The organism is Mucilaginibacter sp. SMC90, assembly GCF_022811725.1.
Taxonomy (GTDB): domain Bacteria; phylum Bacteroidota; class Bacteroidia; order Sphingobacteriales; family Sphingobacteriaceae; genus Mucilaginibacter.
Genome location: NZ_CP094527.1, coordinates 2,326,290 through 2,351,999, shown reverse-complemented (window position 1 = coordinate 2,351,999; position 25,710 = coordinate 2,326,290). Strand labels below are relative to the sequence as shown.

At 39.5% G+C, this 25,710-nt stretch carries 26 protein-coding genes; 15 read left to right on the top strand and 11 right to left on the bottom strand.

Annotated features, from left to right (window positions below; genetic code table 11):
• Positions 1 to 2: 2 nt before the first annotated feature.
• Positions 3 to 365 (bottom strand): helix-turn-helix domain-containing protein, encoded by a 363-nt coding sequence (locus MTO98_RS10060; RefSeq protein ID WP_243486524.1) that lies wholly within the window; start codon positions 363 to 365, stop codon positions 3 to 5.
• A 169-nt stretch (positions 366 to 534) separates the two neighbouring features.
• Positions 535 to 870 (bottom strand): hypothetical protein, encoded by a 336-nt coding sequence (locus tag MTO98_RS10055; RefSeq protein WP_243486523.1) that lies wholly within the window; start codon positions 868 to 870, stop codon positions 535 to 537.
• A 196-nt stretch (positions 871 to 1,066) separates the two neighbouring features.
• On the opposite strand from MTO98_RS10055, the gene MTO98_RS10050 reads away from it, so the two are divergent.
• Together MTO98_RS10050 and MTO98_RS10045 are read left to right on the top strand one after the other, a co-directional pair.
• Positions 1,067 to 1,405, top strand: coding sequence for a hypothetical protein (locus tag MTO98_RS10050; protein WP_243486522.1), 339 nt, complete (start codon positions 1,067 to 1,069; stop codon positions 1,403 to 1,405).
• 123 nt (positions 1,406 to 1,528) lie between these two features.
• Positions 1,529 to 2,407 (top strand): alpha/beta fold hydrolase, encoded by an 879-nt coding sequence (locus MTO98_RS10045; protein ID WP_243486521.1) that lies wholly within the window; start codon positions 1,529 to 1,531, stop codon positions 2,405 to 2,407.
• An 83-nt stretch (positions 2,408 to 2,490) separates the two neighbouring features.
• Here MTO98_RS10045 and MTO98_RS10040 read toward each other — a convergent pair whose 3' ends face one another.
• Together MTO98_RS10040 and MTO98_RS10035 are read right to left on the bottom strand one after the other, a co-directional pair.
• Positions 2,491 to 2,907: a hypothetical protein gene (locus MTO98_RS10040; RefSeq protein ID WP_243486520.1), complete on the bottom strand. Its 417-nt coding sequence runs from the start codon at positions 2,905 to 2,907 to the stop codon at positions 2,491 to 2,493.
• A 64-nt stretch (positions 2,908 to 2,971) separates the two neighbouring features.
• Entirely contained in the window at positions 2,972 to 3,163 is a 192-nt protein-coding gene (locus tag MTO98_RS10035; protein ID WP_243486519.1) for a hypothetical protein, read from the bottom strand.
• Between the two features lie 203 nt (positions 3,164 to 3,366).
• Here MTO98_RS10035 and MTO98_RS10030 point away from each other — a divergent pair, with 203 nt between their 5' ends.
• The 4 genes from MTO98_RS10030 (at position 3,367) to MTO98_RS10015 (ending at position 5,607) form a co-directional block, all read left to right on the top strand.
• A complete protein-coding gene (locus MTO98_RS10030) occupies positions 3,367 to 4,068 on the top strand; it encodes a S24 family peptidase (RefSeq protein WP_243486518.1) in 702 nt (233 codons plus the stop codon).
• 237 nt (positions 4,069 to 4,305) lie between these two features.
• Positions 4,306 to 4,458: a hypothetical protein gene (locus tag MTO98_RS10025; protein WP_243486517.1), complete on the top strand. Its 153-nt coding sequence runs from the start codon at positions 4,306 to 4,308 to the stop codon at positions 4,456 to 4,458.
• Between the two features lie 75 nt (positions 4,459 to 4,533).
• Entirely contained in the window at positions 4,534 to 5,043 is a 510-nt protein-coding gene (locus MTO98_RS10020) for a GNAT family N-acetyltransferase (protein WP_243486516.1), read from the top strand.
• A 213-nt stretch (positions 5,044 to 5,256) separates the two neighbouring features.
• Positions 5,257 to 5,607: a hypothetical protein gene (locus MTO98_RS10015; RefSeq protein WP_243486515.1), complete on the top strand. Its 351-nt coding sequence runs from the start codon at positions 5,257 to 5,259 to the stop codon at positions 5,605 to 5,607.
• Positions 5,608 to 5,669: 62 nt separating this feature from the next.
• Here MTO98_RS10015 and MTO98_RS10010 read toward each other — a convergent pair whose 3' ends face one another.
• The 6 genes from MTO98_RS10010 to MTO98_RS09985 form a co-directional block, all read right to left on the bottom strand.
• Positions 5,670 to 9,161: a gliding motility-associated C-terminal domain-containing protein gene (locus tag MTO98_RS10010; RefSeq protein WP_243486514.1), complete on the bottom strand. Its 3,492-nt coding sequence runs from the start codon at positions 9,159 to 9,161 to the stop codon at positions 5,670 to 5,672.
• A 270-nt stretch (positions 9,162 to 9,431) separates the two neighbouring features.
• Positions 9,432 to 9,722: an RNA-binding protein gene (locus MTO98_RS10005; RefSeq protein WP_090523751.1), complete on the bottom strand. Its 291-nt coding sequence runs from the start codon at positions 9,720 to 9,722 to the stop codon at positions 9,432 to 9,434.
• A gap of 145 nt (positions 9,723 to 9,867) precedes the next feature.
• Positions 9,868 to 10,464: a hypothetical protein gene (locus tag MTO98_RS10000; protein ID WP_243486513.1), complete on the bottom strand. Its 597-nt coding sequence runs from the start codon at positions 10,462 to 10,464 to the stop codon at positions 9,868 to 9,870.
• Positions 10,465 to 10,739: 275 nt separating this feature from the next.
• Complete coding sequence (locus tag MTO98_RS09995) at positions 10,740 to 11,984, bottom strand: hypothetical protein (protein ID WP_243486512.1); 1,245 nt, start codon at positions 11,982 to 11,984, stop codon at positions 10,740 to 10,742.
• 82 nt (positions 11,985 to 12,066) lie between these two features.
• Positions 12,067 to 12,531 carry an RES family NAD+ phosphorylase gene (locus MTO98_RS09990; RefSeq protein WP_243486511.1) on the bottom strand — a complete coding sequence of 155 codons (465 nt, stop codon included), beginning with the start codon at positions 12,529 to 12,531 and terminating at the stop codon, positions 12,067 to 12,069.
• Between the two features lie 52 nt (positions 12,532 to 12,583).
• Positions 12,584 to 13,090, bottom strand: a complete 507-nt coding sequence (locus MTO98_RS09985; protein ID WP_243486510.1) for an antitoxin Xre/MbcA/ParS toxin-binding domain-containing protein — start codon at positions 13,088 to 13,090, stop codon at positions 12,584 to 12,586.
• A 175-nt stretch (positions 13,091 to 13,265) separates the two neighbouring features.
• Between MTO98_RS09985 and MTO98_RS09980 the strand changes: the two genes are divergently transcribed.
• The 5 genes from MTO98_RS09980 (at position 13,266) to MTO98_RS09960 (ending at position 18,604) form a co-directional block, all read left to right on the top strand.
• Complete coding sequence (locus MTO98_RS09980; protein WP_243486509.1) at positions 13,266 to 13,736, top strand: DNA-packaging protein; 471 nt, start codon at positions 13,266 to 13,268, stop codon at positions 13,734 to 13,736.
• A gap of 51 nt (positions 13,737 to 13,787) precedes the next feature.
• Positions 13,788 to 15,047: a PBSX family phage terminase large subunit gene (locus MTO98_RS09975; RefSeq protein ID WP_243486508.1), complete on the top strand. Its 1,260-nt coding sequence runs from the start codon at positions 13,788 to 13,790 to the stop codon at positions 15,045 to 15,047.
• A 45-nt stretch (positions 15,048 to 15,092) separates the two neighbouring features.
• Entirely contained in the window at positions 15,093 to 15,812 is a 720-nt protein-coding gene (locus tag MTO98_RS09970; RefSeq protein ID WP_243486507.1) for a hypothetical protein, read from the top strand.
• A gap of 214 nt (positions 15,813 to 16,026) precedes the next feature.
• Positions 16,027 to 16,467 carry a hypothetical protein gene (locus MTO98_RS09965; protein WP_243486506.1) on the top strand — a complete coding sequence of 147 codons (441 nt, stop codon included), beginning with the start codon at positions 16,027 to 16,029 and terminating at the stop codon, positions 16,465 to 16,467.
• Between the two features lie 31 nt (positions 16,468 to 16,498).
• Positions 16,499 to 18,604, top strand: a complete 2,106-nt coding sequence (locus MTO98_RS09960) for a hypothetical protein (RefSeq protein ID WP_243486505.1) — start codon at positions 16,499 to 16,501, stop codon at positions 18,602 to 18,604.
• Positions 18,605 to 18,611: 7 nt separating this feature from the next.
• On the opposite strand, the gene MTO98_RS09955 is transcribed toward MTO98_RS09960, so the two are convergent.
• On the bottom strand, positions 18,612 to 19,058 hold the full coding sequence (locus MTO98_RS09955; protein ID WP_243486504.1) for a hypothetical protein: 447 nt from the start codon (positions 19,056 to 19,058) through the stop codon (positions 18,612 to 18,614).
• A 104-nt stretch (positions 19,059 to 19,162) separates the two neighbouring features.
• On the opposite strand from MTO98_RS09955, the gene MTO98_RS09950 reads away from it, so the two are divergent.
• The 4 genes from MTO98_RS09950 (at position 19,163) to MTO98_RS09935 (ending at position 25,479) form a co-directional block, all read left to right on the top strand.
• The gene (locus MTO98_RS09950) at positions 19,163 to 21,211 is read left to right on the top strand and encodes a hypothetical protein (RefSeq protein ID WP_243486503.1); all 2,049 of its coding nucleotides are present in this window, start codon (positions 19,163 to 19,165) and stop codon (positions 21,209 to 21,211) included.
• 634 nt (positions 21,212 to 21,845) lie between these two features.
• Complete coding sequence (locus MTO98_RS09945; protein WP_243486502.1) at positions 21,846 to 22,418, top strand: hypothetical protein; 573 nt, start codon at positions 21,846 to 21,848, stop codon at positions 22,416 to 22,418.
• A gap of 257 nt (positions 22,419 to 22,675) precedes the next feature.
• The gene (locus tag MTO98_RS09940) at positions 22,676 to 25,021 is read left to right on the top strand and encodes a hypothetical protein (RefSeq protein ID WP_243486501.1); all 2,346 of its coding nucleotides are present in this window, start codon (positions 22,676 to 22,678) and stop codon (positions 25,019 to 25,021) included.
• Between the two features lie 218 nt (positions 25,022 to 25,239).
• Positions 25,240 to 25,479, top strand: a complete 240-nt coding sequence (locus MTO98_RS09935) for a hypothetical protein (protein ID WP_243486500.1) — start codon at positions 25,240 to 25,242, stop codon at positions 25,477 to 25,479.
• Positions 25,480 to 25,710: the final 231 nt, after the last annotated feature.

Genomic DNA, 25,710 nt, shown 5'->3' with positions numbered 1-25,710 from the left:
GGCTATCCAGCCTTCTTATCCTCTATATGCAATTGTTCGCGCAGTTCCTTCAATTCCATTTCGTAGGCACGCATACGCGCCTGTAAAATATCAACCTCGGTACGCATCATCTGTATTTCAGTTATGAGTTTAGCAGATTCGGGCTTATTGATCATTTTTTCGCCCGTACCAAGAATAAGCCATTCTGGCGAGTATTTGAGTTGAAAGCAAAGCTTCCGGATAAGATAATAGCTAATATCCTGCTTCTTATTAATTACCTTACTAATAAAACCCTGGTCAACGCCAATAGCCCCGGCAAGTCCCAACTGGCCGCCGTGTTCTTTCACAACAACCTTTAACCGTTTTATAATCGCTTCGTCAGACATAAGTGACTGCAATAATAATCATTTTGTTTATCCATGCAATATATAATTGCTTATTAAACAAGCGTCCAAACAAAAAAGGTCAAATGCCCCAACAGCAAATGACCTTAAAGTAAAACTAACCAACAAAAACTATATATGACAATAAAATAAGCTTAGGTAAAAACAATAATTATTTATTTGCCAACAAGTGCAACAACTCGCCAAGTTTATTATTATAAACAGGCAAGGTGATCTTCCCTGTGTTATATTCAACCGTTATCTGTTTCAGGCTTGCCTCTAATTTCTGTTTCACGCCATCGTCAGTACGCGCATGATTTTCATAGATATTAAGTTCAGCACTAAGCTTACTTAGTTTCTGATCCATACAGCGTTGCATAAGTAACGGCTGTACATCATTCGCGTTTTTTAGCAACGAATTAACCCTGCGCCGCTGTTGCTTATCAAATTGTAAAATAACAAATATCACCCCCGCGCCTGCTATCAAAAACAAATAAAAATAATCCATACCAGCCTTGATATTAAAGGTTCATTATGCATTTTAATACGCAGCCAATAAAATAAGGTTGCATAATAATTAAAACTTTTTTGAATATTTTTCAGGTTGAAAATTACACTATATACAAATTTTAAAATACGCTTAAAAACCCGACCTTTACGTTTACAATCCCTTAACAAAAGGGACATATAAAATTTTGATTATCATGAAACCGGGCGATAAGGTAATTTGCATAAATGACAAAATAGATCCTGAAAAGATGGCTGAAATACGGCAGGATTTTGAGATATGGATCACCAAAGATAAAGAATACACCATACGCGAGATACTTGATAACAATGGAATAGTAACCGGCCTGCTGTTGGAAGAAGTACATAATTTCCCCAAATTTTTTAAGCTGATTAACCGTTTCCAGGAACCTGCGTTTGCCCTGTGGCGCTTCCGGAAACTAAATTATGCAAGCCCGCAAGCAGAAGCTGTTACAGAAGAGCTGGAGCTTGTTGAACAAAACGAAAAAGAACAACAGTTGGTTAAAAGAAAATAAAGTATTTTTTGCCATCACTCGGCCCACCAGCTTTACTTTGTTAAAATAAGTTAAACATTTTGACACAACCCACTCATAAACCGATATTTATATAGCAAAACCTATGCGTATAATTATCCGGTTATGAAAAAGTTACCAGCGTTATTTTCACTGGCAGCAGCAATTTGTTTATGGTATGCCTGCGTGCAGCACCCACAAAGCAAAAAAGCAATTGCTAAACCCGTTGCAAAAATCAGCAATCACGGTGTTAACATTTCCTACACAGACACAGGCAAAGGTGATACTGCATTGCTTTTTGTACATGGCTGGTGCATTAACAAAACCTATTTTAGCGAACAGGTTAAACACTTTGGCAATAAATACCGGGTTGTCACCATGGATTTGCCTGGCTATGGCCAATCAGGTAAAAATCGAAATTCATGGACAGTTAATGATTTTGCCGGCGACGTAACAACTGTTATAAATGCCTTAAATTTAAAAAATGTAATACTTATAGGGCACTCCATGGCAGGTGAAATCATTGTGCAAGCCAAACTTAACGCTCCGCAACAGGTAATAGGCCTTATCGGCATTGATAATTTTAAAGGTTTTGACGGCAAGCCTGAAACCGCAAAATCAAAAGCCGATTATGCAGCAGCTATAGCTATGTTAAAAAAACATTTTAAAGCGATGGCCACCGCTTATTTTAACCAGGACCTGTTTTATAAAACAACCGATACGGCTATCAGAAAACGCATACTTAACGACGTACTAAATGCCGACAGCTCCATTGCCATAGCAAGTATGGAAGACAATAGCTTCAACACCACAGCCAAGCTCAAAGCCAGCAAGATTAAGCTCCATCTTATTAACAGCGATTATACTCCTAATGATACAATAGGATTTATCAAAGCGGGTATCCCCTATCAGCTGCTACAAATACATGCTACGGGACATTTTCCAATGATTGAAAAGCCAACAGAGTTTAACCAACTTTTACAACAGGCTATTAACCAAATTTAGGCAATGAATAAAGTAATTAAAGGCCGTTTAAAAGCGTAGTAAAACAATGTATATAATGCCAAATGGCATAAACCAAACGATATCTAATATTCATAGTCGTTTAAGGCACCAGCTTCCACAAGCTGTGTAAGCAACGTTTTTAACAAAGTTTCCCGGGTCCATTGCTGCTCAACTAAGGAAGCATCATCCTTATACCATAGCAAAGGCGTATTGATTTCAATCCGGGCTTTATAAGCAAAGTTTTTAGTTGGGTGCAGCTTAGTACCCTCGTAACTGTTCAGGTTTTCAGTTTTAATAACACGGGCCACATCGCGTATTCGTATATCAACCTGCAAACATTCATCAATTGAGTTTTTAAAATCCTGCTTATCTTCAAGCCACAAAGTAAATACCTCATCTGTAAGATCGTGCTCGGCAATAGCGATCCGGCTGTAATCATAATCAACTGATATAATGAGCCACCAAAGCTGGCTTTTAAGTTTTTGAGAAATTTTTATCATGATAATTATAGTATTGGTTGTTTATTGTTTTAATTGATTATATGTTACAATACATAAACCCGGTTTATCTGTTAAAAGCAGGCATCCAGCCAGGTATGTATTTTTGAATAGCCGCTATTTCATCTCTATACTTTTCGCAAGCAGCCCGGTAACCTTCAAGGCGCTGCAAAGGCTCGTGTTCAATTAAACTATCCGGGTTGTTCTGCTTGTTGTTATCCACCGTCAATTGCCGGAGTGCCGAAAATGCTATATACATTGGTATTATATTGATTATTTACCGGGTATTATTTCTTGATTTTAAATTACAGAATGTTATAATTAAACAAAAGAATACTCTTTATAAAACAGAATGAGTATTTTGATTTGCAAATAATTTAACATACATTAGTAATTATTAACGAAACAAATATACAGAATAATCTTTATTAAATTCAAGAAAAATCTTTAATTTATTTTATCATGGAAGGCGAAGTAAAACAAAACAAAATAAAGATTGTACGCCCTGAAACATTAGAGTTTATAATACTTTACAATCAGCTTAAAGGAAAAGCCTTTAACGGAAACGCTCAATTAGCTGAGGCCTTAGGCTTTAACTCTCCGAGCTCTATTACTGAGATAATAAAGAGCAGACAGAATATAGATCCAGAAAAACTCAGATTTTTTAAAGAAAAATACAAAGAATACATAACAGGCGAAAAAAAACAAGTTTTTTCTGAACAAAAGCCTGTATCCAAACGCAGCGAGGGCATCCCAATGTATGAAATTTCGGCAACGGCTTCGGGTGTGGAAGTGTATAATGACATTAATGATTCGCAGCCGGTTGGGCATATGAATTTCCCCGGAATTGAAGATTGTGATTTTGCACTCCCGGTTTGGGGGCACAGCATGTATCCATATCTCGAAAACGGCTGCTGGGTTGCATTAAAAATAATCCATGATAAAAAAATCCTGCCCGGCGAAGTCTATTATATCGAATGGGGTGACTACCGCATGTATAAACGCCTGCTTGCCGGGGATAGCCCCGACGAGGTAATTGCACATTCAGATAATACAACCGAAATGATTGGCAACCGGCTTAAATATGCCCCATTCATTATAAAGGTAGCCGACATTAAAAAACTTTGTCTTGTCAAGGATATCCATAAGAAACACAATCATTAACCTCAATAGCGCTGTATTTTATTAAGAAAGGAACCAATTGCAGCGCTATTTTTTAATGTTAAAGCGCAAAACATCTAATACCCGGCAACATTCTTACAACTTGGTGGTTAATATACTACAGGCTCAATTTACCGGCCTATGGTTTATTATCCCGACGCTATTGCTAAGCCATTAAAAGGCGCAGCAATAAGTTTAAAAGCTATTAAGCCGGATAATTTTTAGATTATGCAAAGTGAGATGTTAAAGTTAATTATTGAAGAGTTGAGCGTTGGTACCTGGATACAAAACCTCGTATTTTATACCCTCCTGGCCCTGTTATTCAGAACAGTAAATCTGCAAATAAAATCAACGTCGAAAATTGGCTCAAAAAAGCAACGCGCGGTGAGGTGAACTAATTTTCACAAAAAGCAAAACATCGGGCGATAAAATTTCTATACTTTAGCTAAATTGCTTTTAACAGATCAAATGACAATAAGGCTGGCCACCCTCAATGATATACCGCAAATCTTAATTCTTGTTACCGAGGTGATACCTGCCATGAAAGCGGCAGGCAATTTTCAATGGGATAACGACTATCCCAATAAACCGACATTTATAAAAGATATTAATGCTAAACAACTTTGGGTAGCTGAAATTGAAAGCGCTATTGCCGGCGTAGCCGCCATAACCACCGATCAGGATGTTGAATACGCGCAGGCCGGGCTTGATATCACCGAAACCGCTATTGTTACGCATCGCCTCGCTGTAAACATTAACTACCAGGGCCGCGGCGTAGCGGCAGCACTTTTAATACAAGCCGAACAGGAAGCTATCAAACGTAAAATTGATATATTAAGAATTGATACCAATATTGCTAACATGGCCACACAAAAGCTTTTCCCGAAATTGGGCTATATTTTGGCAGGCAAAATCAGTTTAGATATAAGACCAGGCCTTACATTTTTGTGCTATGAAAAGCGGCTCAATAAAAGTTAAGGACAACTAACCACATACCCCCTGGCACAGCTATTACATTTAAAATTTCACACCTTTACACAAAACCTACAACCTTTTCTCAATACTTATTCACAACTGTGCATTTTATCCACAATTGCCTTTTAGTTTATTTTTTATTCAGGTATATTTAGTTCAACAAACCACCGGGCTCCAAGCCCAAGATCATAAACCTGTAACAAAATTTAGACGAAGATGGATCCTATAATGATGCTGGTGATTGCCGCTATAGTTGCTGCTATTGTGTTAGTAGAGTTTAACAAACAACAAAAGGCAAAAGTGAATGATAATAGCCATATTAATTTTGATATACAACAGGCTTATTTACTCAAAGCCGCAGAGTATAAAATAGAAGTTATCGAAGACCATCAAAAACATGGTAATGGCACAAACACCATTGCCCTTCAACGCCTTGAACAAGAGCTGGCGCAACTGACCAAAGCTTTTGAAAAAGGAGATATACAACTTAAAGAATTTAACCTAAGACTGGATACCTTACTCAACAACCTTGATCCAGAAAAAATTTCGCTTGCCCAGGCTTCTTAATCCTTCACCAAAAAATAAATAAGCCAGCGTCGCATTATTTTGACCACCTGCTTATTAAATTATTATTTTAAAAGAACAACATATCCTGATAACGGCTTGCTACCGTTTTTAAGATCAACTACATAATAATAAGTACCCGAAGGCAGCACATAGCCATTAAAAGATCCGTTCCAGTTCTTAGCATAGCCCACAGAGCGAAATATCCCGGCACCATACCTGTTAAACACATTCACTGTACAGTTAGGATATGCAGCAAGCCCAGCTATAATCCAGGTATCATTAACACCGTCGCCATTAGGACTAAAAGCATTAGGAATAACCATTTGCTCAAGCACGTTAACTTTAATAGTGGCCGATGCCGGGCACCCTCCTGCTGTTACCGTTAACGTGTAAGTAGTAGTTTCTGTTGGCGACGCAATTGGCGATGAAACACTGGAATTACTTAATCCAACTGAAGGCGACCAGCTATAATCTGTAACATCATTTGACAGAACCGGCGATAAGATAATACCTTCACCTTTCTTGATAGTAACATCTCCGTTAAACACTACAGTGGGCAGCACTTTGGTTTGAATAACAAACTCGTTGCTGGTACCTGGTATAGTACACTGCGCAGTACTGCTTATTGTACATGTTAACAGATCACCGTTTTTCAGCGTATTACTTGTAAACTTATCCTTGTTTTCGCCAACATTAACATGATTCAATTGCCACTGATAATTGGGGTTATTACCTGAGTTAGGTGACACTGCTGTAAAAGTTTGGTCGTTCCCTTCACAAACAGGATAAACCGGTGGGGCAGAAATAGTCACTGTTAGAGGCAGCTGGGTGTTATATGCCGGCGATACCGGTGCGGAAGTCGCACTCAAAGTACCGCAGTTACTTGAATTGATCAGCGTAACTGTTATATTATCAGCAGCAGTGATAGTGGCCGGTGCCGGAAATGTCTTATTATGATTAATCTGATCGACATTGTTAATCTGCCAGTTGTAAACGGAATTAACCGCCTCAGTACCGTGCGTGTTCGCCACAAATATTACTGCCTGGCCCGGGCAGGCTAAATCGGGCTGCTCTACCGTTACTATTGGAGGCACTTGTGAGTTATACACAGGCGATACCGGAACGGAAGTTGCGCTCAGAGGGCCACAGTTACTTGAATTGATCATTGTAACTGTCACTTTATCGGCAGCAGTGATGGTGGCCGGTGCCGGAAATGTTTTACTGTGACCATCCTGATCGATATTGTTGATCTGCCAGTTGTAAACAGAATTAACATCCTCGGTGCCATGTGTATTTGCCATAAATATTACAGGCTGTCCAGAACAAGCCAAATCCGGTTGCTCTACTGTTACTATTGGGAGTACTTGTGAATTATAAATGGGCGATACCGGGGCAGAAGTTGCGCTCAGAGGGCCGCAGTCGCTCGGATTGATCATTGTAACTGTCACTTTATCGGCAGCAGTGATGGTGCTTGGTGCCGGAAATGTTTTATTGTGACTATTCTGATCAATATTGTTGATCTGCCAGTTGTAAACTGAATTGGCACCCTCTGTATCATGTGTGTTTGCCACAAATATTACTGGCTGACCCGAACAAGCCAAATCTGGCTGTTCTACCGTTACTTCCGGAGTTGTTAATGGAATATACATAGGTGATACCGGGGCAGAAGTAACGGATGGAGAGCTTGTACAATCAACGGTGTTGGTTAGTTTTACCGTTACCAAGTCGGTACTGCTAATTTCAGAACTTATAAAATTTACACTGTTGGAGCCCTGCGGATTTCCGTTTACATACCACTGATAATTTAGGTTATTAGCCGGATTAGGCGTCAAGGCAACAAGTATCACCTGCCCGCCGGGGCAGGCTAAAATTTGCTGATTAACGCTAACTTCCAGTGTCATAATCGGGTTCACTACGCCGCTTACAGGCACATAAACATCAGCTGCCCCTGTTGATTTCAATAATACATCGCCTGCCAGGTTACCGGCGGGCGCTGTTGCTACCGAACGAACATAAACCGAGATCCCATCTCCGTCAGGCGGTAGTTCCAAATCGGCAAGGGATATGGTAACCGTGCTGCTATAGCCTCCAACCGGTGTTAACGACACTTCAAAATTGGCAGGCGCTATAACAACTCCATCATTTGTAAGATTAATGCCCGAAACCGTAAACATCTGATAATTTACAGATGCTGAACCCTCACAGGCCGTAATAGCACCGCTAACATCGCCGTTGCTAATAACAGGTTTCGGCACATCGTCAACCTCTATACTCAATACAAACTTACTGCTACCGCTTGCATTGTACGCAGTGACGGTATAATTAGTAGCCGGCCACAACACGGTAGGTGTGCCGCTTATTGTTCCGGTTCTTGGATCAAAACTAAGGCCGGCAGGCAAAGCTTTGTCTATGGTATATCCGGTGGCTGTAACCTTTTTTATAGAATTTCTATCATATTCGGCCACATATAAATTACCATCGGGGCCAATTGCTATCCCACTCGGGCTGCCAAAGTGAACCACTGTGCCAACTCCGCTTTCAACACCAACAGGGCCGCCCCCTGCTATAGTTTTAACTTCACCATCCGGCGATATTCGCCGCACAGTACCTATCCCGCCATCGGTTACATATAAATTACCCGAGAGATCGACCGTTATTCCAACGGGATATTGAAAATTAGCAGCAGCTCCATTCCCATCGCCCGTTCCGAAGATACCACTGCCCGCTATTGTTGTAACCAGTCCGTTAGGGGTTATTTTACGGATCACAAGCCCTCCCTGGTCTGCAACGTAGATATTCCCATTATTATCAACGGCAAGCCCTGCCGGTCTTTTAAACTTCGCAGCATTTCCAAGTCCGTCTGCAGTTCCTTCCGAAGGCTGCCCCGCAAGTGTGTATACATAGCCCGATGGAGAGATTTTGCGTATAGCATTATTACCATCCGACACATACAAATTATCATCCTTATCAATAGCAATACCGTTAGGATTAATAATATTCGCCACGTTACCCGGGCCATCTGCCGTGCCATTTTGGTTGATACCAGCAAAAACAGTTACGATGCCCGAAGGCGTTATTTTTAATATATTATGATTGCTGTAGTTTGCTACAAATAAATTGCCGCTTTTATCTTTAACCACACCCCGTGGGTTGTTAAGCTTGGGCACGTTAAAAGGGGGGCCCGGTAACGCGTCTGTTCCGATAGATGAAACCTGCCCTGCGGCACTTATCATACGGATCCCTCCGCCACTTTCAGCTATATATATATTTCCGCTTGCGTCGATACTTATACCAAACGGCAATTTAAATTGCGCCGTAGCTGCATCACCATTAATATTACCAAACTGTCCTGTACCAGCTATAACCTTAGTATCCCCATAAATGGTAGCAGGCACAGCCCCTCCTGCGTTAGAGGGACTTAGCGCTGGTATCTGGGTACCAATGACATAAACGTTTGGGGTAGTATAGCTAATATCCGGCACCTGGCTAAAAGCCGAAAAAGCTATGAGCCAAAGCACAAGTGCTATTATTGCCGGTTTAAAAAAGGCGTACACTATTATTAATTTAAATTACCGGCAAATTTAGCTGTCCAGCGCACGGAGGATAACAAGAGTAAATATTGATGGCCATTAAATTGCATGTAAGGTTATAGTAATTTCTTTTATTTCAGCAGCTTATCAACTACCCACCACAGACATACTAAAATAAGCTTTTTCCAACAACTCTTGATCAGCTAACTACATAATTCTGCAATGTGGCTAAAATAAAAAAGCCGGCATAACCGGCTAATATTTTGAAAAAGAAGAATAATGTTTTATTTGGTATTAATTACGCCTGAAGCCACCTTTTTGGCCACCACCGTTAAAGCCAGGACCTTTATCTTCGGCTACGTTAACCGTGATCCTGCGGCCATAATAACTTGCTCCATTCATGCAACGTATCGCTTCTTTCGCTTCATCCTCGTTAACCATCTCCACAAAACCAAAACCCTTACTCTCTTTTGTTTCGCGATCTTTAATGATCCTGAGCGACTTAACCGGCCCAAAATCACCAAAAACAGCTGTTAATTCGGCCTCATCTACTTCTAAAGGAAGACCTGCAATAAATACTTTCATCAATGTTTTTAAATTTGCACAAAGGTACTAAAAAAGAGCCGCATTGCCGCCTGTTTGCTCACTAATCGTCATTAGGTAATGGCTTTTTTACCTTATCATTACCGAATGCAGGCTTTTCAAAACCAGGTTAACAATAAGCAGAGATTTATTTGAGCTGCAATTCAAAACTACCTTCAACACGGTAAAAGGGAGAGTCGGACTTATCATCTTTAGCTAAAAAGGTAAAGAAAGTACCTTTAGCAATCATATTGTCGTGGTTGTATTGATCCATGTCAATCTTACCAAAATCCTGTTGTCCGGCGTATTGAGTAAGCGTATATTGAAGTAAAGGTTTTTTTTCATCAACCTTAAATAAAAATTGGCTTCCGGCCACATCACTACTGGTTTTCACCGAAGCCAATCCTAATGAGCTTATACCAAAACTCATGTTGTGTGCTTTATTAATAGCTGTGATACCAAAATATTTATTGTCGCCATTATGCACATTTATAAATGCTATCGAATCCTGGCTGGCGTCAAAGGTGTATGTTGAATCTTCAATAGTGATTTTCAGGGTCCCCTTTCCGGCAAGGAAATTCCCCGGGGTGTTGATAATGTTTACTGATGATACGCTGTCTTTACTGGCAGATGTTTTAACTGCGTTAATATCTTTCACTTCCTCGTCTTTTTGGCAGGAAGTTAAAGCCACCGAAATGGATAAACTTAGTAAAACAAACCATTTAGTAAAACTGGTACGCATCATAGGCTCATTGGCGAATAAACATAGCAATAAATAATTACAAATCTCATTAAATACGGCTAAACAAATTAAATTTTTAACCTTTTTTAACCTTTGTATGATATACGTCAATATTCATGCTAAAGTTGCCGTTTTATTACGCGATAATACACTTTTAATAAAAATATAAAAAAGCCACCAGGCAGTAGCTGTTTTTCAAGGATTTATAACGGCAAAAATACAAAAATCAAAATCCAAGCACCTGACAATGCACTGTCAATCAAACCAATATACACTTATCAAAACACCTCGCCCACATTAATAAACAAGCCCCTTGATCCTTCGCGGCCAAAACCGTAATCAATAGCTATATTGGTTTTAGATACCTTATTCAATTTCACTCTTAAACCTGCACCAAAACCAGGCTGCATAGTTTGCAAAGCCGTACCCGGTGCTGCCGAAAATGATTCGCCATTTAAAAAGGCTACACCGCCAAGCAATCCGTTACGTGTTAATTTAAAACGGTATTCGCTTTCAAGGTAAACCATTTGTGCCCCCCTAAACCTGCCCTGTATATATCCGCGTCCGGTAGTAAAGCTTGGGTCATGCCCTGTAGCGGGCAGGTCAAGGTATGCCGGCCGGCCGTTAATCACCAGCCAGTCATATGACCAAAAAGCCAATACATTGTCTGAATTTTCGGGAAATCTGAAATATTTACGTACATCAATAATTAATGACCGCCAGGCAGTTGTGCTGCCTAAAAATGTATAGTTATCTCTGTATTGCAACGAGCTGTAAAATCCGCGCGATGCGTTGATCGGATTACCGCGGCTGTCATACAACCCGCTAAAGGTTATCCCGGTTGATATAGCGCGACTAACAGGCCCGTATCTTTCATAATCAGATACTTTTCCATTCAGCTGTCCTTTCTCGTACATGTTCCATCGGTCATCAAAAATATACCCTAAACCGGCATAAAAATTACCGGCTATATTGCGCAAAACGGTTTCGTGAAAACGAAAAAAGCTATAAACCAACGGATTTTCATTATCCCTGTCAGAGTTACTGCCTAAACCAAAACTGCTTTGCGGGTATTTATAAAACCTGAAATCACCGATAAAATCGTACTTATTGTTTTTTGACCAGATGTTTGATTGTATGGGGATAATTACCTGCTTATTTTGAGTGTATGCAGGATTTACCGTTATGGTAGAAATCCGCGTATCGGGTGCCATTCTGAATATGACATTGCCTGATATGGTACCGGCAAGGCCTGTTTGCAAAGTATAACCTATAGCCGGAATAATTGAAATTACCGGTTTTGAGGTTACAGAATCAACTTTACCGGGTTTCTTACTTTCACCAAAAACAGATCCGATAACATCAAAAATATCTTTTTCGAAAGTAGTATCTGGATGGGTAACAAGTACGGTGTCTTTATATTTGGTATGCCCTATCGGGATGTATTTTTTATCCTGGGCACACACCCCAATGCTTATGAGCAAGCCTGCAAAAATTAAAATGCCTGTTTTATTAATACCCATTATAATTACTCGATGCAGGATGCGTAAAGGTTATCCGTGCAATTATAAAATAATTATTTAAGTTATTTGTTTGTGTAAGATTTTATTGCGCCTTAAGTCTCGGATCAAAAGTAAATTTGCTCACGCTGCTGATGGTTATTTTGTCATAATCAGGATGGGATGGGTTAAGCAGATAATTGTACTCCAGGTCGATAATTGCTGAAGGTACTTTCAAAACAGCTGTTTCCATTTTACGAAGCCAGGTATCACCAAGCAATTGGGTAACTGGGTAGTTGATAACTTTATGCCAGTTAGTATTAAGCTTTTGAAGCTTATTTACAGTGATTTCAAAAACGGGCAGGTTATCTGGTATTTGAAATATAATAACAGAAAAGTCACCCGCGTACAAAGCTGTGCCGGGTGAATGTGCCAGTTTTTCGAGACATGATAACGCAAGTGAACCGCCTGTATAAATCATGTATTGCCCCAATGAGTTCCAGCGTCCATCAATACCCGAACCCTTACGGTCGCGGGCATATTTGGTTTGGCTTATCCGGTAAACGTTCAAAAGATAGGTAGATAGATTATTAAACTATTTCAGTGATCTTAAACAATTGTTTTTATGCAAGTACGCCGTAATCAATACGGATAAGCTGGCTTATCACAATGCTTATACCTGTTATTGTATCAAGCAAATCATAAGGGATTGCATCAATACCCGGGTTAAAATGCTTTAACCAGCCTTTAAATTCATCGAGGGAACCAAAGGTATCAAGACCCTTATCAAAAAGCTCAAAAAGTTGAATAATGTGTTCACTAAGCCCCTGGTTTAGCTCGTGTGCGCTTTGCAAATGTTTACGCAAAGTAGGCTCGGTGATATGCAACCACCTGGCAATATCGCTTTGAGTAGCACCGGTTACTTTTAATAAATCAGTAATGGAATGGGAATGCAACCCTTGTTTTATAGCCCCGAGCTTGGCTAAAGGCGATTTAAAATAAGTTTCATAAGGTACCAGCAGATCATTAAAAACCTGCATAGGCGCATCGGTAAATACATAAGGGCGAGATGTGGCCTGCCCTTGCCTGGCTTCGGTAGCTGTATTACGGTTTTTGATTGCTTTACTCATATACAAATGTAAACATTTTTCTATTTAAAAAGAAAATATTTTCATCCAATTCATTTTACTTATATATCCTGCTCATATCAATTTTAAATCAAAAATTTACCAATAAAATTAGTAATTGTGAAAAATATTTCCGACATTTGAATATTCAATTATGCCATTCGGCATTTTAAACATAATGAAGCCAAATATATTTTCTTGTAATAATGCAGCTCAGGTTGAGTGCCTTATTGATAAATATTTCACCAACATAAAAGGTGAATACCACCTTGAGCAAAAACCCATAAAAAGCAGTAAAGACAATGCAGAAACTATTGAACATAAAGTTTGGGACCGTGAACCCGAACCGGCAACCATATCTGGCTTAGCCCTTGCACTCGGCTTTAATAGCCGGCAGGAATTTTATAACTATGTACAGCAGGGCCGGTTTTCCCAGGCAGTTAAACAGGGAGTTTTACGCGTAGAAGCTGGTTATGAAGTCCATTTGCATCAAAACACAACCGGGGCAATGTTCGCGTTAAAAAATATGGGATGGAACGAAAAACACGAACCACTGCAAGCCACCCCGGAAACCGGAAATACATTAAAAGTAGAAATTGTTAACTCGGGCCCTCCCCCTGCAGGCAATGAAAAAGATGTAAAACTATAACACCAATACCTGATAGATACCTTATTTACCCGATTAAAACAATTAACACCAATGACCGATGAAGAAATCATAACCGATATTACGTTTAAGGAACCTGAGGGTTTTCACTGTTCTGTTATCTTCAAACAAAATTATCTATCAACCGCACATATTGTAGTTAACCAGGGTGGTACCAGCAGTGGTAAAACATTTGCTATTGAACAGGCGCTGTTTTGCATTGCAGGCGAAAACCCCAAGCAGGTGATCACCATTGTAGGGCAGGATATTCCTAACCTTAAAGCGGGTGCCATGCGCGATGCCTTAAATATATATAGCTCTTCGCAGGTATTGCAGGCAAAAATTAAAAACTATAATAAAAGCGACCGTATTTTCGAGTTCTTAAACGGAAGTATAATTGAATTTAAGAGTTACGACAACAGCCAGGACGCAAAATCAGGTAAGCGCGATTATCTGTTTATAAATGAAGCCAATGGCCTGCCATGGGATGTATATACAGAATTGGCACTGCGCACCAAAAAACGCATTTTTATCGACTACAATCCAAACACCGGCTTTTGGGTACATGAGCACTTAATTGGTAAACCGGGTGTACAACTCATTGTATCCGACCATAGGCATAACCCTTTTTTAACACCCGAAGTACACGGCAAAATAGAAGCACTGAAAGCTGTTGACGTAGAACTTTGGAAAGTATATGCCCGTGGCTTAACCGGCAAAATAACCGGACTTATATTTGATAACTGGTACATATGCGAATCTATTCCTGCCGAAGCACGATTAATAGCCCTGGGATTGGATTTTGGCTTTACTAATGACGAAACCGGATGCATTGAACTATATCAGCAAAACGGCGAACTGTGGGTTAACGAGCTTTTTTACGAAACAGGTTTGACCAATACGGACATATCATCAAAATTAAAAGAGGTTGGAGTAAATGTCAACAACGAGATCATTGCTGACAGCGCCGAACCTAAATCAATAGAAGAATTAAAACGCATGGGATGGCGTATTATTGCATCAAAAAAGGGTGCTGATAGTATTAAAAACTCCATTGATATTCTTAAACGCTACAAAATAAATGTAACCGGCAGCAGTGTAAACCTGCGTAATGAACTAAACCGTTACAAGTGGCGTACAGATGCAACTGGTAAAACCATTAATGAGCCTGTTGATTCATGGAACCACTTAATAGATCCGTTAAGATACATTGCACTTAATAAACTGAAAATAAACAAGGCAGGAAATCTTCAATCACGCCTGCCGCACCGTCAAAACAAACAGCAAACAGGTACGCTGTACGGTCTCATCTAACCATTGCGAAAACAAAATCATAAACCTTAAACAGGCTTTACAGCTATGATAGAACGAATAATAAAAACCACTGATGGTAAACTGTGCATACAGATGCCAACCCAGCTAAATGAGCTAACACTGGGAACACTGATCGAATTACAGGGAAAACCCGATATAACAGATATTGAAGCTATAAGTATACTTTCGGGCATACCGGTTAATGAACTTCAGAATATCAAAAACCATGATGACTTGCATCAGTTTGGCGATGCCGTACTTTCTTTGTCATACCAGATCAAATACCTTTACAACAGCAACAAGATCCCTAAAGAAGTAACATTCGCCTTACCTGCGCCAGATGGTGGATCATTTCGTAAAACACGAGTACAAGTAATGCAAAACCTTTCGGTTGAACCGGCCGGCGCATTTATGGCTGCTCGTGACATCATAGCCGAAGAAATCAATACCCATATAAAAACACATGGCGAAGATGATTGGCAGGAGCATTTTAATCCTTCATTAAACGCCTGTTGCCAGGTATTGGCGCAATACTTTTATTGCCGGGCTACAGGCAATAAATACAACGAATACGAAGTGGAAAGCTTTATTAACGAAGTAAAAAAACTACGGGTAACGGAGGCACTGCCCATCTCAAAGCATTTTTTTACCTGTTATCCCAGCTTATCGATAGCGAAAACAAACTTTTGGCATCGGCTCCTACTGCGCTTGAAAAAAGAGCGGGCATCCAGGCGTTCGAAAAATTCAAGTATATCAATACTGTAAACTCCCTGGCGGGCGGCGATATCACCAAATGGCACCTGATCATGAATATGCCATATGAACGGGTTCTAACCAAGCTGCTGCTTAACAAAACCGAAGCCGAATATCAAAAGCGATATAGCGAGCTATCTCAAACTTCAATTTAAGCGCCTTATCCCTGCAAGGCAATCTCCAATATCTAATCGCCCCAAACCAGGGATAGGGGACTTTAATTATTATGCGAAACCAAATAGAAGCTGTTGTACAAACACTTAACGGCAACCCGGCATTTGCCTACGGAACCCAGGCCGAATTGAATACCCTTGCAGACGATATCACTTTTCCCTGCGTGTTTCTTTATCCATTTCAACCCATCGAAGTAAGCCCACAGGTTAATGGTTCTGTTGATAATGCTTTTACCATTTACATGGAATTTTTGTTCAAGACAGATTTTGGACAGTATACAGCCGAAAATGAAACTTACATATCGCAGGCATTGCAAATGGCCAATCAGTTTGTGGTAAAAGCCTCTAAATACCGCGAAGGCGAGGGACGGTACTTTAGGGTAAAAGCAGGGCAAAAAGCCAAATGTGTACCAGTTTATAACAAATTTGATGTTAACACTACCGGCGTAGGCTTAACTATAACTTTAACAACCATGTATTTCGACATTTTCTAAAATCCCCCGCATTTAAATCAACCCATAAACAATGAATATAATAGCCACAATTAATGAAATCATTACCTCAACAAGTTACCCCGATCAGAACGGAGGACAGATTGACCAGGGAGATGTATTCATTAACATTATCGATGCCGACACCAAACAACCTATTAATGGCAATAACTGTGAAGTTACTTACCAGCGCACAGAAAACGGAGGATCGGCTAATTTCACGGTTACTGTAGCAGGGCAATCATTACTTCTTTATTCGGGTATCATCAGAGATTATGAATACAGCCCACAGGGAGATATGATCAGGAGTGATTATATATCATTCGCTTTAGTATCGGTGAAAGCAGGAAACAATCCTTCTACTAATCCATCCATTTGCGACCTGAAAATAAACTACATAGATCTTAATAAGATCGAATCAGCACCGGGGGCTTCTGATGCTCAAATTACTGTTAATGCAAGCTCAAGTTTTGCATCCATATTATACAGTATTGATATGGGCATAACCTGGCAAAGCTCCCCTGTTTTCATAAACATAAGCGGAGGACTAAAACACATAATTGTAAAAGACAGTAACCCTTTGGGCTGTACAGATACAGCAGAGATCAGTATTGCAACCAACACCTATCTTTTAACCGGCGATCCGTCAGTAACGCTTCCCAACGGATATGTTTCGCGCTGGAATGCAGCTTTTAATCCAATCATTTTCACCTATCAAAGAAAAGATTTCACAATTAAAAGTATAACAGCCGATAGCGAAAAGGGGCATGCCAGCATCAGTGTTAATGTTGATTTTAGAGATGTAAACACAGGTTTGGTTAAAGTGAAAGAAGGTGATAAAGTTTATCTGAATACAACAGCCTACAAGGGCGTTTATATTGTTGAAAAAGTTACAGGCATTAGTAATATAGTGGTCGATACGCCTTTTGTAAGTAGTGACACAACTGGTTTTATAAATATAAACAGTATGTATCCATATTATGAATTGCATACCCGCATCACTTATACCAACCCACTGACTAATATTCCGGCCTCCATTAAATCAATAAACCGTCCTGACAATACCGGATTGGTGAAAGCAGATCTTTCAAACTTTTTGCAAAGCTTATTGCGTCCGGCTGATAATAATAATTACAACCAGGTTGACTATTGTGATACAACCCTTTGTGCAGAATTTACGGTTGAATATGCCTGGCATTATGATGACGGATCAAGCGAAGGATTTACAAGCAGTTTCAGTCAAATCCAATACCCCTATTACGCAATTTATGCAGCCAAACAGCTTGGGGATAAATATGGTGGTAACCTTGCTGCTTATGTACCCAATACCAACTTGCCCGCGCAATGGATCACAGATTTTAAAGAACCTGCATATTCTGCCGGATATCCATTTGATATTGGATTTATCTATACCGATGAAATGATAAATCTTCAGCCTTATTGCCTGCTAACTTTGCTTGATATTAACCGGAACGAGTTACCTGGTGGTTCGCAACCCGATTATTTGCAAAACGAAGATAATTCGTGGATCCTGAATGAAGATGGCAGCAAATTTAGCATCGGCAATCAATCATCTTTTAAATTTCCTTTAAGCGGGCCAATCGGTCTGCACAGGTTTGTGGTTAATGCAAATTTCCCATCCGAAGCATATTATTTCAACATTCAGATTAAGTATGATGATGAAAATAGCTCGCATCCATTAACCCAACCACAAACAGTAAGGATTGATGATGCGGTTGACGATAATTCGATATACCTGAGATGGATTGGCCTTAGCGGCGCCTGGAATTATTATCGATTTGTATTTAATCAGGAAATCAGTCTTGATGTACAAAATGCTGTTATCATAAAAAACTTTGTACAAAACTGGCAAACTCAGGAAGGTATTGAAGAAGTGATCAGCAAAAGCGCAGGGCAAAAAATGAAAGTTATGGCCGAAGACCTGTCTGTAAATGATATCAGGGGGCTACAATCCATAAAATACTCGCCTAAAGTACAAATGCTGATAAACAAAAACCCCATCAGGTGGCAAACTATAGTGATCAATACCGCCACCTACAGCGAGTATGAAACCCGCAACGGGCAAGCACCATTCAGCATCACGTTTAATATGCCGTCGATAAATATTCAAACCCAATAAACAACGGCTACTTTTTGAAAAGGATATTATCGATGCCGTGATAATGATCACCATTAAAAATGATAGCACTTTCATAAGTAACCTCGAGGGTATTTTCTGTTAGCTGTATTACCGTGTAAGTACCTGCATAAAAAGCAGGTGTATTTTGGCTTATAGTCAATACCTTTCCGTTTAAGGTATAATTATATTTTATTAGTGCAGTTTCACCTCCAGTGGTAAAATTTGATGTATATCCGGAACCATCGGTATTAAAAACTTCAAAATCGGTATCGGTGTAGTTGGCACGGCTGGTATCCTTCATCAGCTTATCATTCTTGTAACTGCGGGTCTGGTATTTTTTAAGATACCATTTGCCCACTATAGTAACGTCAGGATTAGCTGCGTTGTTATCTTTTTTACAGGATAACAGGCAAAATGCCAGTACAGCAACTATAAAGAAATATTTTATATGCATTGAATGCAGCTTTAGGTTACTTCCCGAGCCGGAAGCAGCAAATAAACTTAATAAATTATTGATAATAAAGCAATTGTTTTCAAGGAACCTCTATTAAAAACACTATGAACCAAATACAACTTTATATTAATGACCAACTGGCCGACCTAACCGATGATAGCCCTATCGCGCTTACATTTCAGATTAACAACCTGGCCGAGGTTAAAAATCAGCAGGGTAATACCAGCAACCAGTTTAAGCTGCCACTAACACAACGTAACCGCCAAATTCTGGGCTTTCCAGATGATATAGCTTTTGCCTCTGCACTTCCCTATGATAATTACCAGGCAAAAATTATACAGGATGGTCTTGAGATTATTCCTTATGGGCTGGCTGTGCTTAACAGCGTTGAGCAGGATATGGCCAACATTACTATACTAAGCGGCAATGTTGATTTTTTTGACGCATTGGAAGGTAAGATTTATGATATGGGCGATAGCAGCAGCACAACATCCAACTTAGGAAAAAGCCTGCCATGGCAGGTTTATGACCATCCGTGGAACCTCGATACTATAGTTGCATCACAGAAAAAAGAAGATGGATGGATATGGCCTGTTGTTGATTATGGGTCGATAAACGAGATCGATTTTGATAAGCCTTTGGATGTTTATACTATGCGTCCCGGCTTTTTCATTAAAACAGCTATCGAGCTGATGATCAATAATACGGGCTATAAAGCAACCGGATCATTACTTAAAAATGAGCTATACCCTAAACTAATTTGCCAGTTTGCCAATGATGAATTTGAACATGGCACCGATTTTCAAAATTCCATTGATGGGTTGAGCAAATCAGCATCGTTACTATATGTGACAAACAATGAACTTATAATTGACGGCGGGCAATTAGGTATGCATGCCAATGATAATACTGACAGGACATTACCGATAGGTTTTCAGGAATATCACGCGGCCGACCGGATTAATGGCACTGCAAGTCTCACGCTTGACTTAGATATGCATGGCGTAGCCAATACAGGCGATAACGGATACTTTGAACTCATTATCAATTATCGCGATGCAAATGGTCATGAAAGTGTATCGACAAAACAAACGATAAACTTTACTGACAAGGCCTATCCACCTAATACCAGGGAACGTACAGAAACAGTTAAAAACTTAAAGCTGACATACGATTTTGAGCTCAATAAAGGCGACTCGATATTTATAACTTACCACCTGCACCGCTACAATACCACGGTTACTATTCACAAAGGTGCCGTATTTAGATTTGATGTTGATCAAAAGCCAATTTTATATGGTCAGCAGGTTCAATGCGAACGCATTTTTCCGGATATAAGTCAAAAAGACCTGCTGAAAGATACGTTGCAGCGTTTTGGCATAGTTTGCCAAACGGACAACAGTACCCGGACCGTGTCCTTTAATTCATTTGCAGATATCGTTGCTAATATCCCCATCGCAAAAAACTGGACAGCAAAATGTATTGATCAGGGTAAAACTATAAGTTTTCAACTCGGGGGCTACGCACAAGTTAATTACATGAAATACAAGGATGATGATAATGTACTGCCCCAGAAACTTGCTGATTCGGAGGTTATAGTTAAAGATAAGACCTTGCCGGCAAGTAGCGATCTGTTTGAAAGCCAGTTTGCCCCTACCCTTAACCGGGCCTTTACTGGCGGAACGATAGCTCAGATCAAAAAGCTCGATCCAGATAGTGACAGTAATGATTTTAGCATCAGCACATCGCCAAGGATATTAATTGATCAGAAGCTAAGCCTCCTTAGTCTAAAAGACTATCCTAAAGTAAAATTTACAGATGGCGAAAAGACGGTTGAAGTAAATGATATTGTATCGGTTCCTTATTTTTACAAGCCTGATGGCGAATTCAACCTTTGTTTTTGTGATAAACCAGGGATTAACGGCAAGGTCCAACCCGGTTTAAAAACAAACTATTATCCCCAGCTCGAAAAAATACTTACTCAAACCAAAAAAGTAGTGCGTTATTTTTTACTAACTCCACGGGATATCCTTGAGCTTGATCTCCTTATTCCGGTTTATCTTGAGCAGGATAGTTGCTATTATTATATTAACAAAATTGATAGCTGGCGTAAAGGACAGCCAACAAAAATTGAATTGGTAAAACTGGGATGATCACGTTGAGGTGGTTAAATCATTTTTAAAGTAAAGTATTGAAATTTTGATAAGTGTAAAAAATATTCACCCCAATATTTGATTTATGCGAACTGCAATTTATATTTACCAAAAAAATTAGCAAAACCTACGTTATCATGTTAAAAATCGAAGTCCAACAACCAAACGATAAAAAAAGCAGAAAGAAAGCGCTGATAGTTTACGTAATTAAAAAATACTTTTATAGGCACTTATACCGGATATGAAATTCAAAGCACGGAAAATATATATAACGAAAATGTTCCTATGCTTTTCTTTTCCATCACAATAAACAAGAAAGCCTCAATAAAAGAGACCTTTAGGAGCAATCCACCAGTTGGATACGAGTTTGAAGATGGACCACTTTACATATGGGCAATTGATATTACGGGCAAAGAATCTTCTATTTTTAGGAAATAAGTGATAAATGGCAGAAGATCCAATCTTTCCTACTTAAATAAAATCAAATCTCAATGTTAAATAGAAGGAAGTATAGTAGCATTCAATTATTTAATAACAAAAAGTTTTGGAAAAATATTATCAATTATAAAGTTATTTAAATGCAATTATTTTTTCGATATTTTTACTAAAAAAATCAATCAACAGCCTTAAAACAATGAAATATTCAAAGATATTTTTACTATCGCTTTTCTTTTACAGTTGCCAACCTACAGCGGAAACCTCCTCTATTAAGGATGATCGTTCGGTACAGCAATTGTCTCTGATTAAACACCTTACTACATCAGATTCACTTTACAACTCAGAATATAATGAAATAAAGAAATCTGAACTATTTGACACCGAGAAAGAAAAACTGAACAGCTTCATCCTTGATTCTCTTAAAGGCTCATTTCACAAATGGCCCGTAACCATTTATAAAATGAATGTAAATGATTGGCCTTCAAAATATATTGATGTAACGTTTATGATTCCTTTAAGTAAGGTTCTTGACGCTAAAAATCCACAAGATTATGCCCTTATCATCCATGCGGCTGTTCCATTTGATCAAGTCTCTGTTAAAGATTCCTTAGCAAGTGTGTACCCTGGGGATAAAGTTTGGATAAGCGGTAATTTTTCAAAAAGGGATACTGATCAAATTGATATGAGTAGCTCCCCACCGGAATACCTCTTTAACAATCCAGAAATCCAAGCCGATATTACACGAGTAAGCTCAAAAGCGGACAAATAATGTGGCATTTCACGCACAGTAGCCGTTCTGCCTCCAAAGTTATGCTAACCACCCTTATGGAATCCCGAGAATAGTATTTGTACAATCAAATCTGCTATTGTCAGCCACATGCGTGTTGGCCCAATTATTTATGGTTAAAACAGGAAATCGACAATGCCAAATGGCATATTTTTCATAAAAATATCAATATAAACCGCTCCCTGAAATATCGATACACCATATCACAATCTGTTTAAAACAAATTCAATAAAAAAACTATGACAAGTCAAAACAACAATGCAGGTATAACCGATGATGATATCAAGAAGGCTGAAGCCTATAAAAACGCCTTAGATGCGCTAAAAACTTCAATAATTGGCGTAAATAGCAAACTACCAGAATTTGCTGATGGTATAAAAGATGGCCTTAAAGCACTTGGCGAAAAGCTGCCCGAGGTAGTGGATGCAATGCAAAAGCTAAACGAACAAAATAAAGAGCTTGCCGCATCAGGACAAAAGCCTAAAAACGTTTTAAAGGAGTTAGCGTCATCATTTTTATCGTGGAACTCTCTCATCTCTGTTGGCATCACTTTGCTTGCCAGCTATAGCGATGTAATTATCGATTGGGTAGCCGACATGCTCAAGGGACAAACCACGCTATCGGCCCTTGGTAAGGCTATGAAGGATAATGCTGTTATTACCGAATCGCTCATACAAACCAAGTTAAAAGGAGACCAGGCAGCACAGAGTGAAATCACTAACTTAACTGCTCTATATCGGGCCACACAAAGCCACACGCTGTTAATGGCCGAAAAAAAGAAAGCTGCAGCTGCGTTACAAGATCAATGGCCCGGAACATTTAAAAACATGAAAGATGAAGCCATTATAGCAGGAGATGCAGCAACCGCTTACGGGAATTTAAAAGATCAAATTCTTGCCGCTGCTTACGCGGAAGCTGCAAAAAGCAGGATTACAGTGAATGCAAGCAGGGCACTGGAAAATGATTTAAAAATAGCCAAAGAGCGTAAAAACAATCTTGATCTGATAACAAAAGAAGAACAAGCAAATAAAGATTATAAGGATTATAAGCCTGTTGCCGGTGACGAGGGCTGGGGTGCTGTATGGTATGCAGATGCTATTGATGAGGCATCTAAAAAGCGAGCATCCAGTGATAAAATAATTTATGATCTATCAACAGACACAAAATTACTCAATGCTCAAAATGAAAAATTATATGATGAAATCGAAGCAAGGCAAAAACTAATTTTGTCAGGCAAGAAGTTAAATGAAAGCGGATCAAATAAAACAAATAACAGCGACCCCATTATCTCTCATAAGAAGGTAGAAAAACCGACAATTGAACAAACCCGCTCCTCAGAAATTCTACAAGCAAAAGCAATTGATTTTGCCAAACAGATTGAACTTGACAAACAAAACTATGATTGCGAGTTCGCGTTACTGAATAAACAACTGGATAAAAAACTGATCAGCCAGGAAGATTACAACAAAAAAAGCGAGCAACTTCAGCAGAAGTTCCATCTTGGTATTGGCGATAAGATCCAGTTTTTCAATAAGAATGATTTCGCAGAAGCTCAAAAGCAAATGCAGGCGGTGATAGACAGCCATCAGCATGAGGATACGATAGCGAAAGACGAAAAAAAGGTTGGTAAAGCCTTGCTACCGGGTCAGAAATTAGAAGCTGAAAAACAACTTATTGATGATAAATATGGTTACGAGATAAAACTGGCTGCCGGCAACGCCGACAAGATTAAAGCATTAGAAGATCAAAAGCAAAAAGACATTACAGCTTTAACTCAACAATACGAACAACAGCGTACAGAGTTTGCATTGCAGACAGCACAACAGGTATCTGATAAAGCGTTCTCTATTATTCAAAACAATATCAAATCACAAAGCGACGCTAAAATAAAAGGCCTGGAGAAAGACAAAGCAGCCGAACTCGGCAATAAAAACCTAACGGGCACACAGAAAAAAGCAATTGAAGATAAATATCAAAAACAGGAAGCCGCCGAAAAAGTAAAAGCCTTTAAATCAGAGCAAAAAGCGTCAATATTGCAAGCTGTTATTAATGGAGCGTTAGCAGTTACCAAGGCCACTTCGCAAACGGGTGTACTGGCTCCTTTTGTAATACCCGGCATAATTGCTTCCACTGCCATACAGGTTGCCACTATCGTGGCTCAAAAACCACCACAATATGCCAAAGGCGGTCTGCATTATGAGTCTGACGGTCGCGGGGCGCTACTTCCCGGTTACAGCCGTACAGATAACACCAACGCTTACCTTCGCTCGGGAGAAGCTATTGTAGTATCTGAAGCTATGCGCAACCCATGGGCTCGTAACCTGGTTAGTGCCATTAACGTGGCTCATGGCGGTCGCGACTTTTCTATGCCTAATCTGAGCCGGGGTTATGCGGTCGGCGGTATATTTACTGATGGTGGCAATGCGAACAGGTACTACAACCAACCTGTTAATGATGTTAAAGACTTGGCCAACACGCTTGCCTACCAAATGATCAATAACTTCCCTCCTGTTTATGTTGATGTAAAAGACATTAATAACCAGCAAAACATCCTCGCTCAAACTATTAATCGCGTAAACCTTTAAATAAACTATGCCAATTATCACAGCAAACATACCTCTAACCTCTAACCTCTAACCTCTAACCTCTAACCTCTAACCTCTAACCTCTAACCTCTAACCTCTAACCTCTAAACTCTAAACTCTAAACTCTAACATCTAAACTCTAACCTCTAACATCTAACATCTAACATCTAACCTCTAACATCTAACCTCTAAACTCTAAACTCTAAACTCTAACCAAAATGGATATTCAAATCGCCAACACCCTGTTTGATGAGGGTATATTCTCGGCCATGTATAAGGCCGGGTTCATCACTACCAAAGTGTTTGTATACCGTGAAATTTATTTATGGGTAAATGCACAGCAACAAACACGTAGCATTTCTAAAAACCAAGCAGTACTTGAGGCCGAAATCAAATTCAATAAAGATGAACGTACTATCTGGCGTGCGCTCAATTGCTTTTCTGAAAAAGCGGCTTAAAAATTCATCCGCTGACAAAACACTGTCACCAGAATAAAAGAATTTTGTGCCGACATTTGTTATGTCAATCCACCGAAACTAAAAAAATCCTTGATGATGAGAACAAGCCAAGGCAACTTCAATTCATTCAAATAATTCAACAAATTCCGGTTCAGGCAGCCACTGACAAACTACTGTCACCATTAAAGCAAGCAATAACCACTACCTTTGATGTATGCCAACCGGCATTAT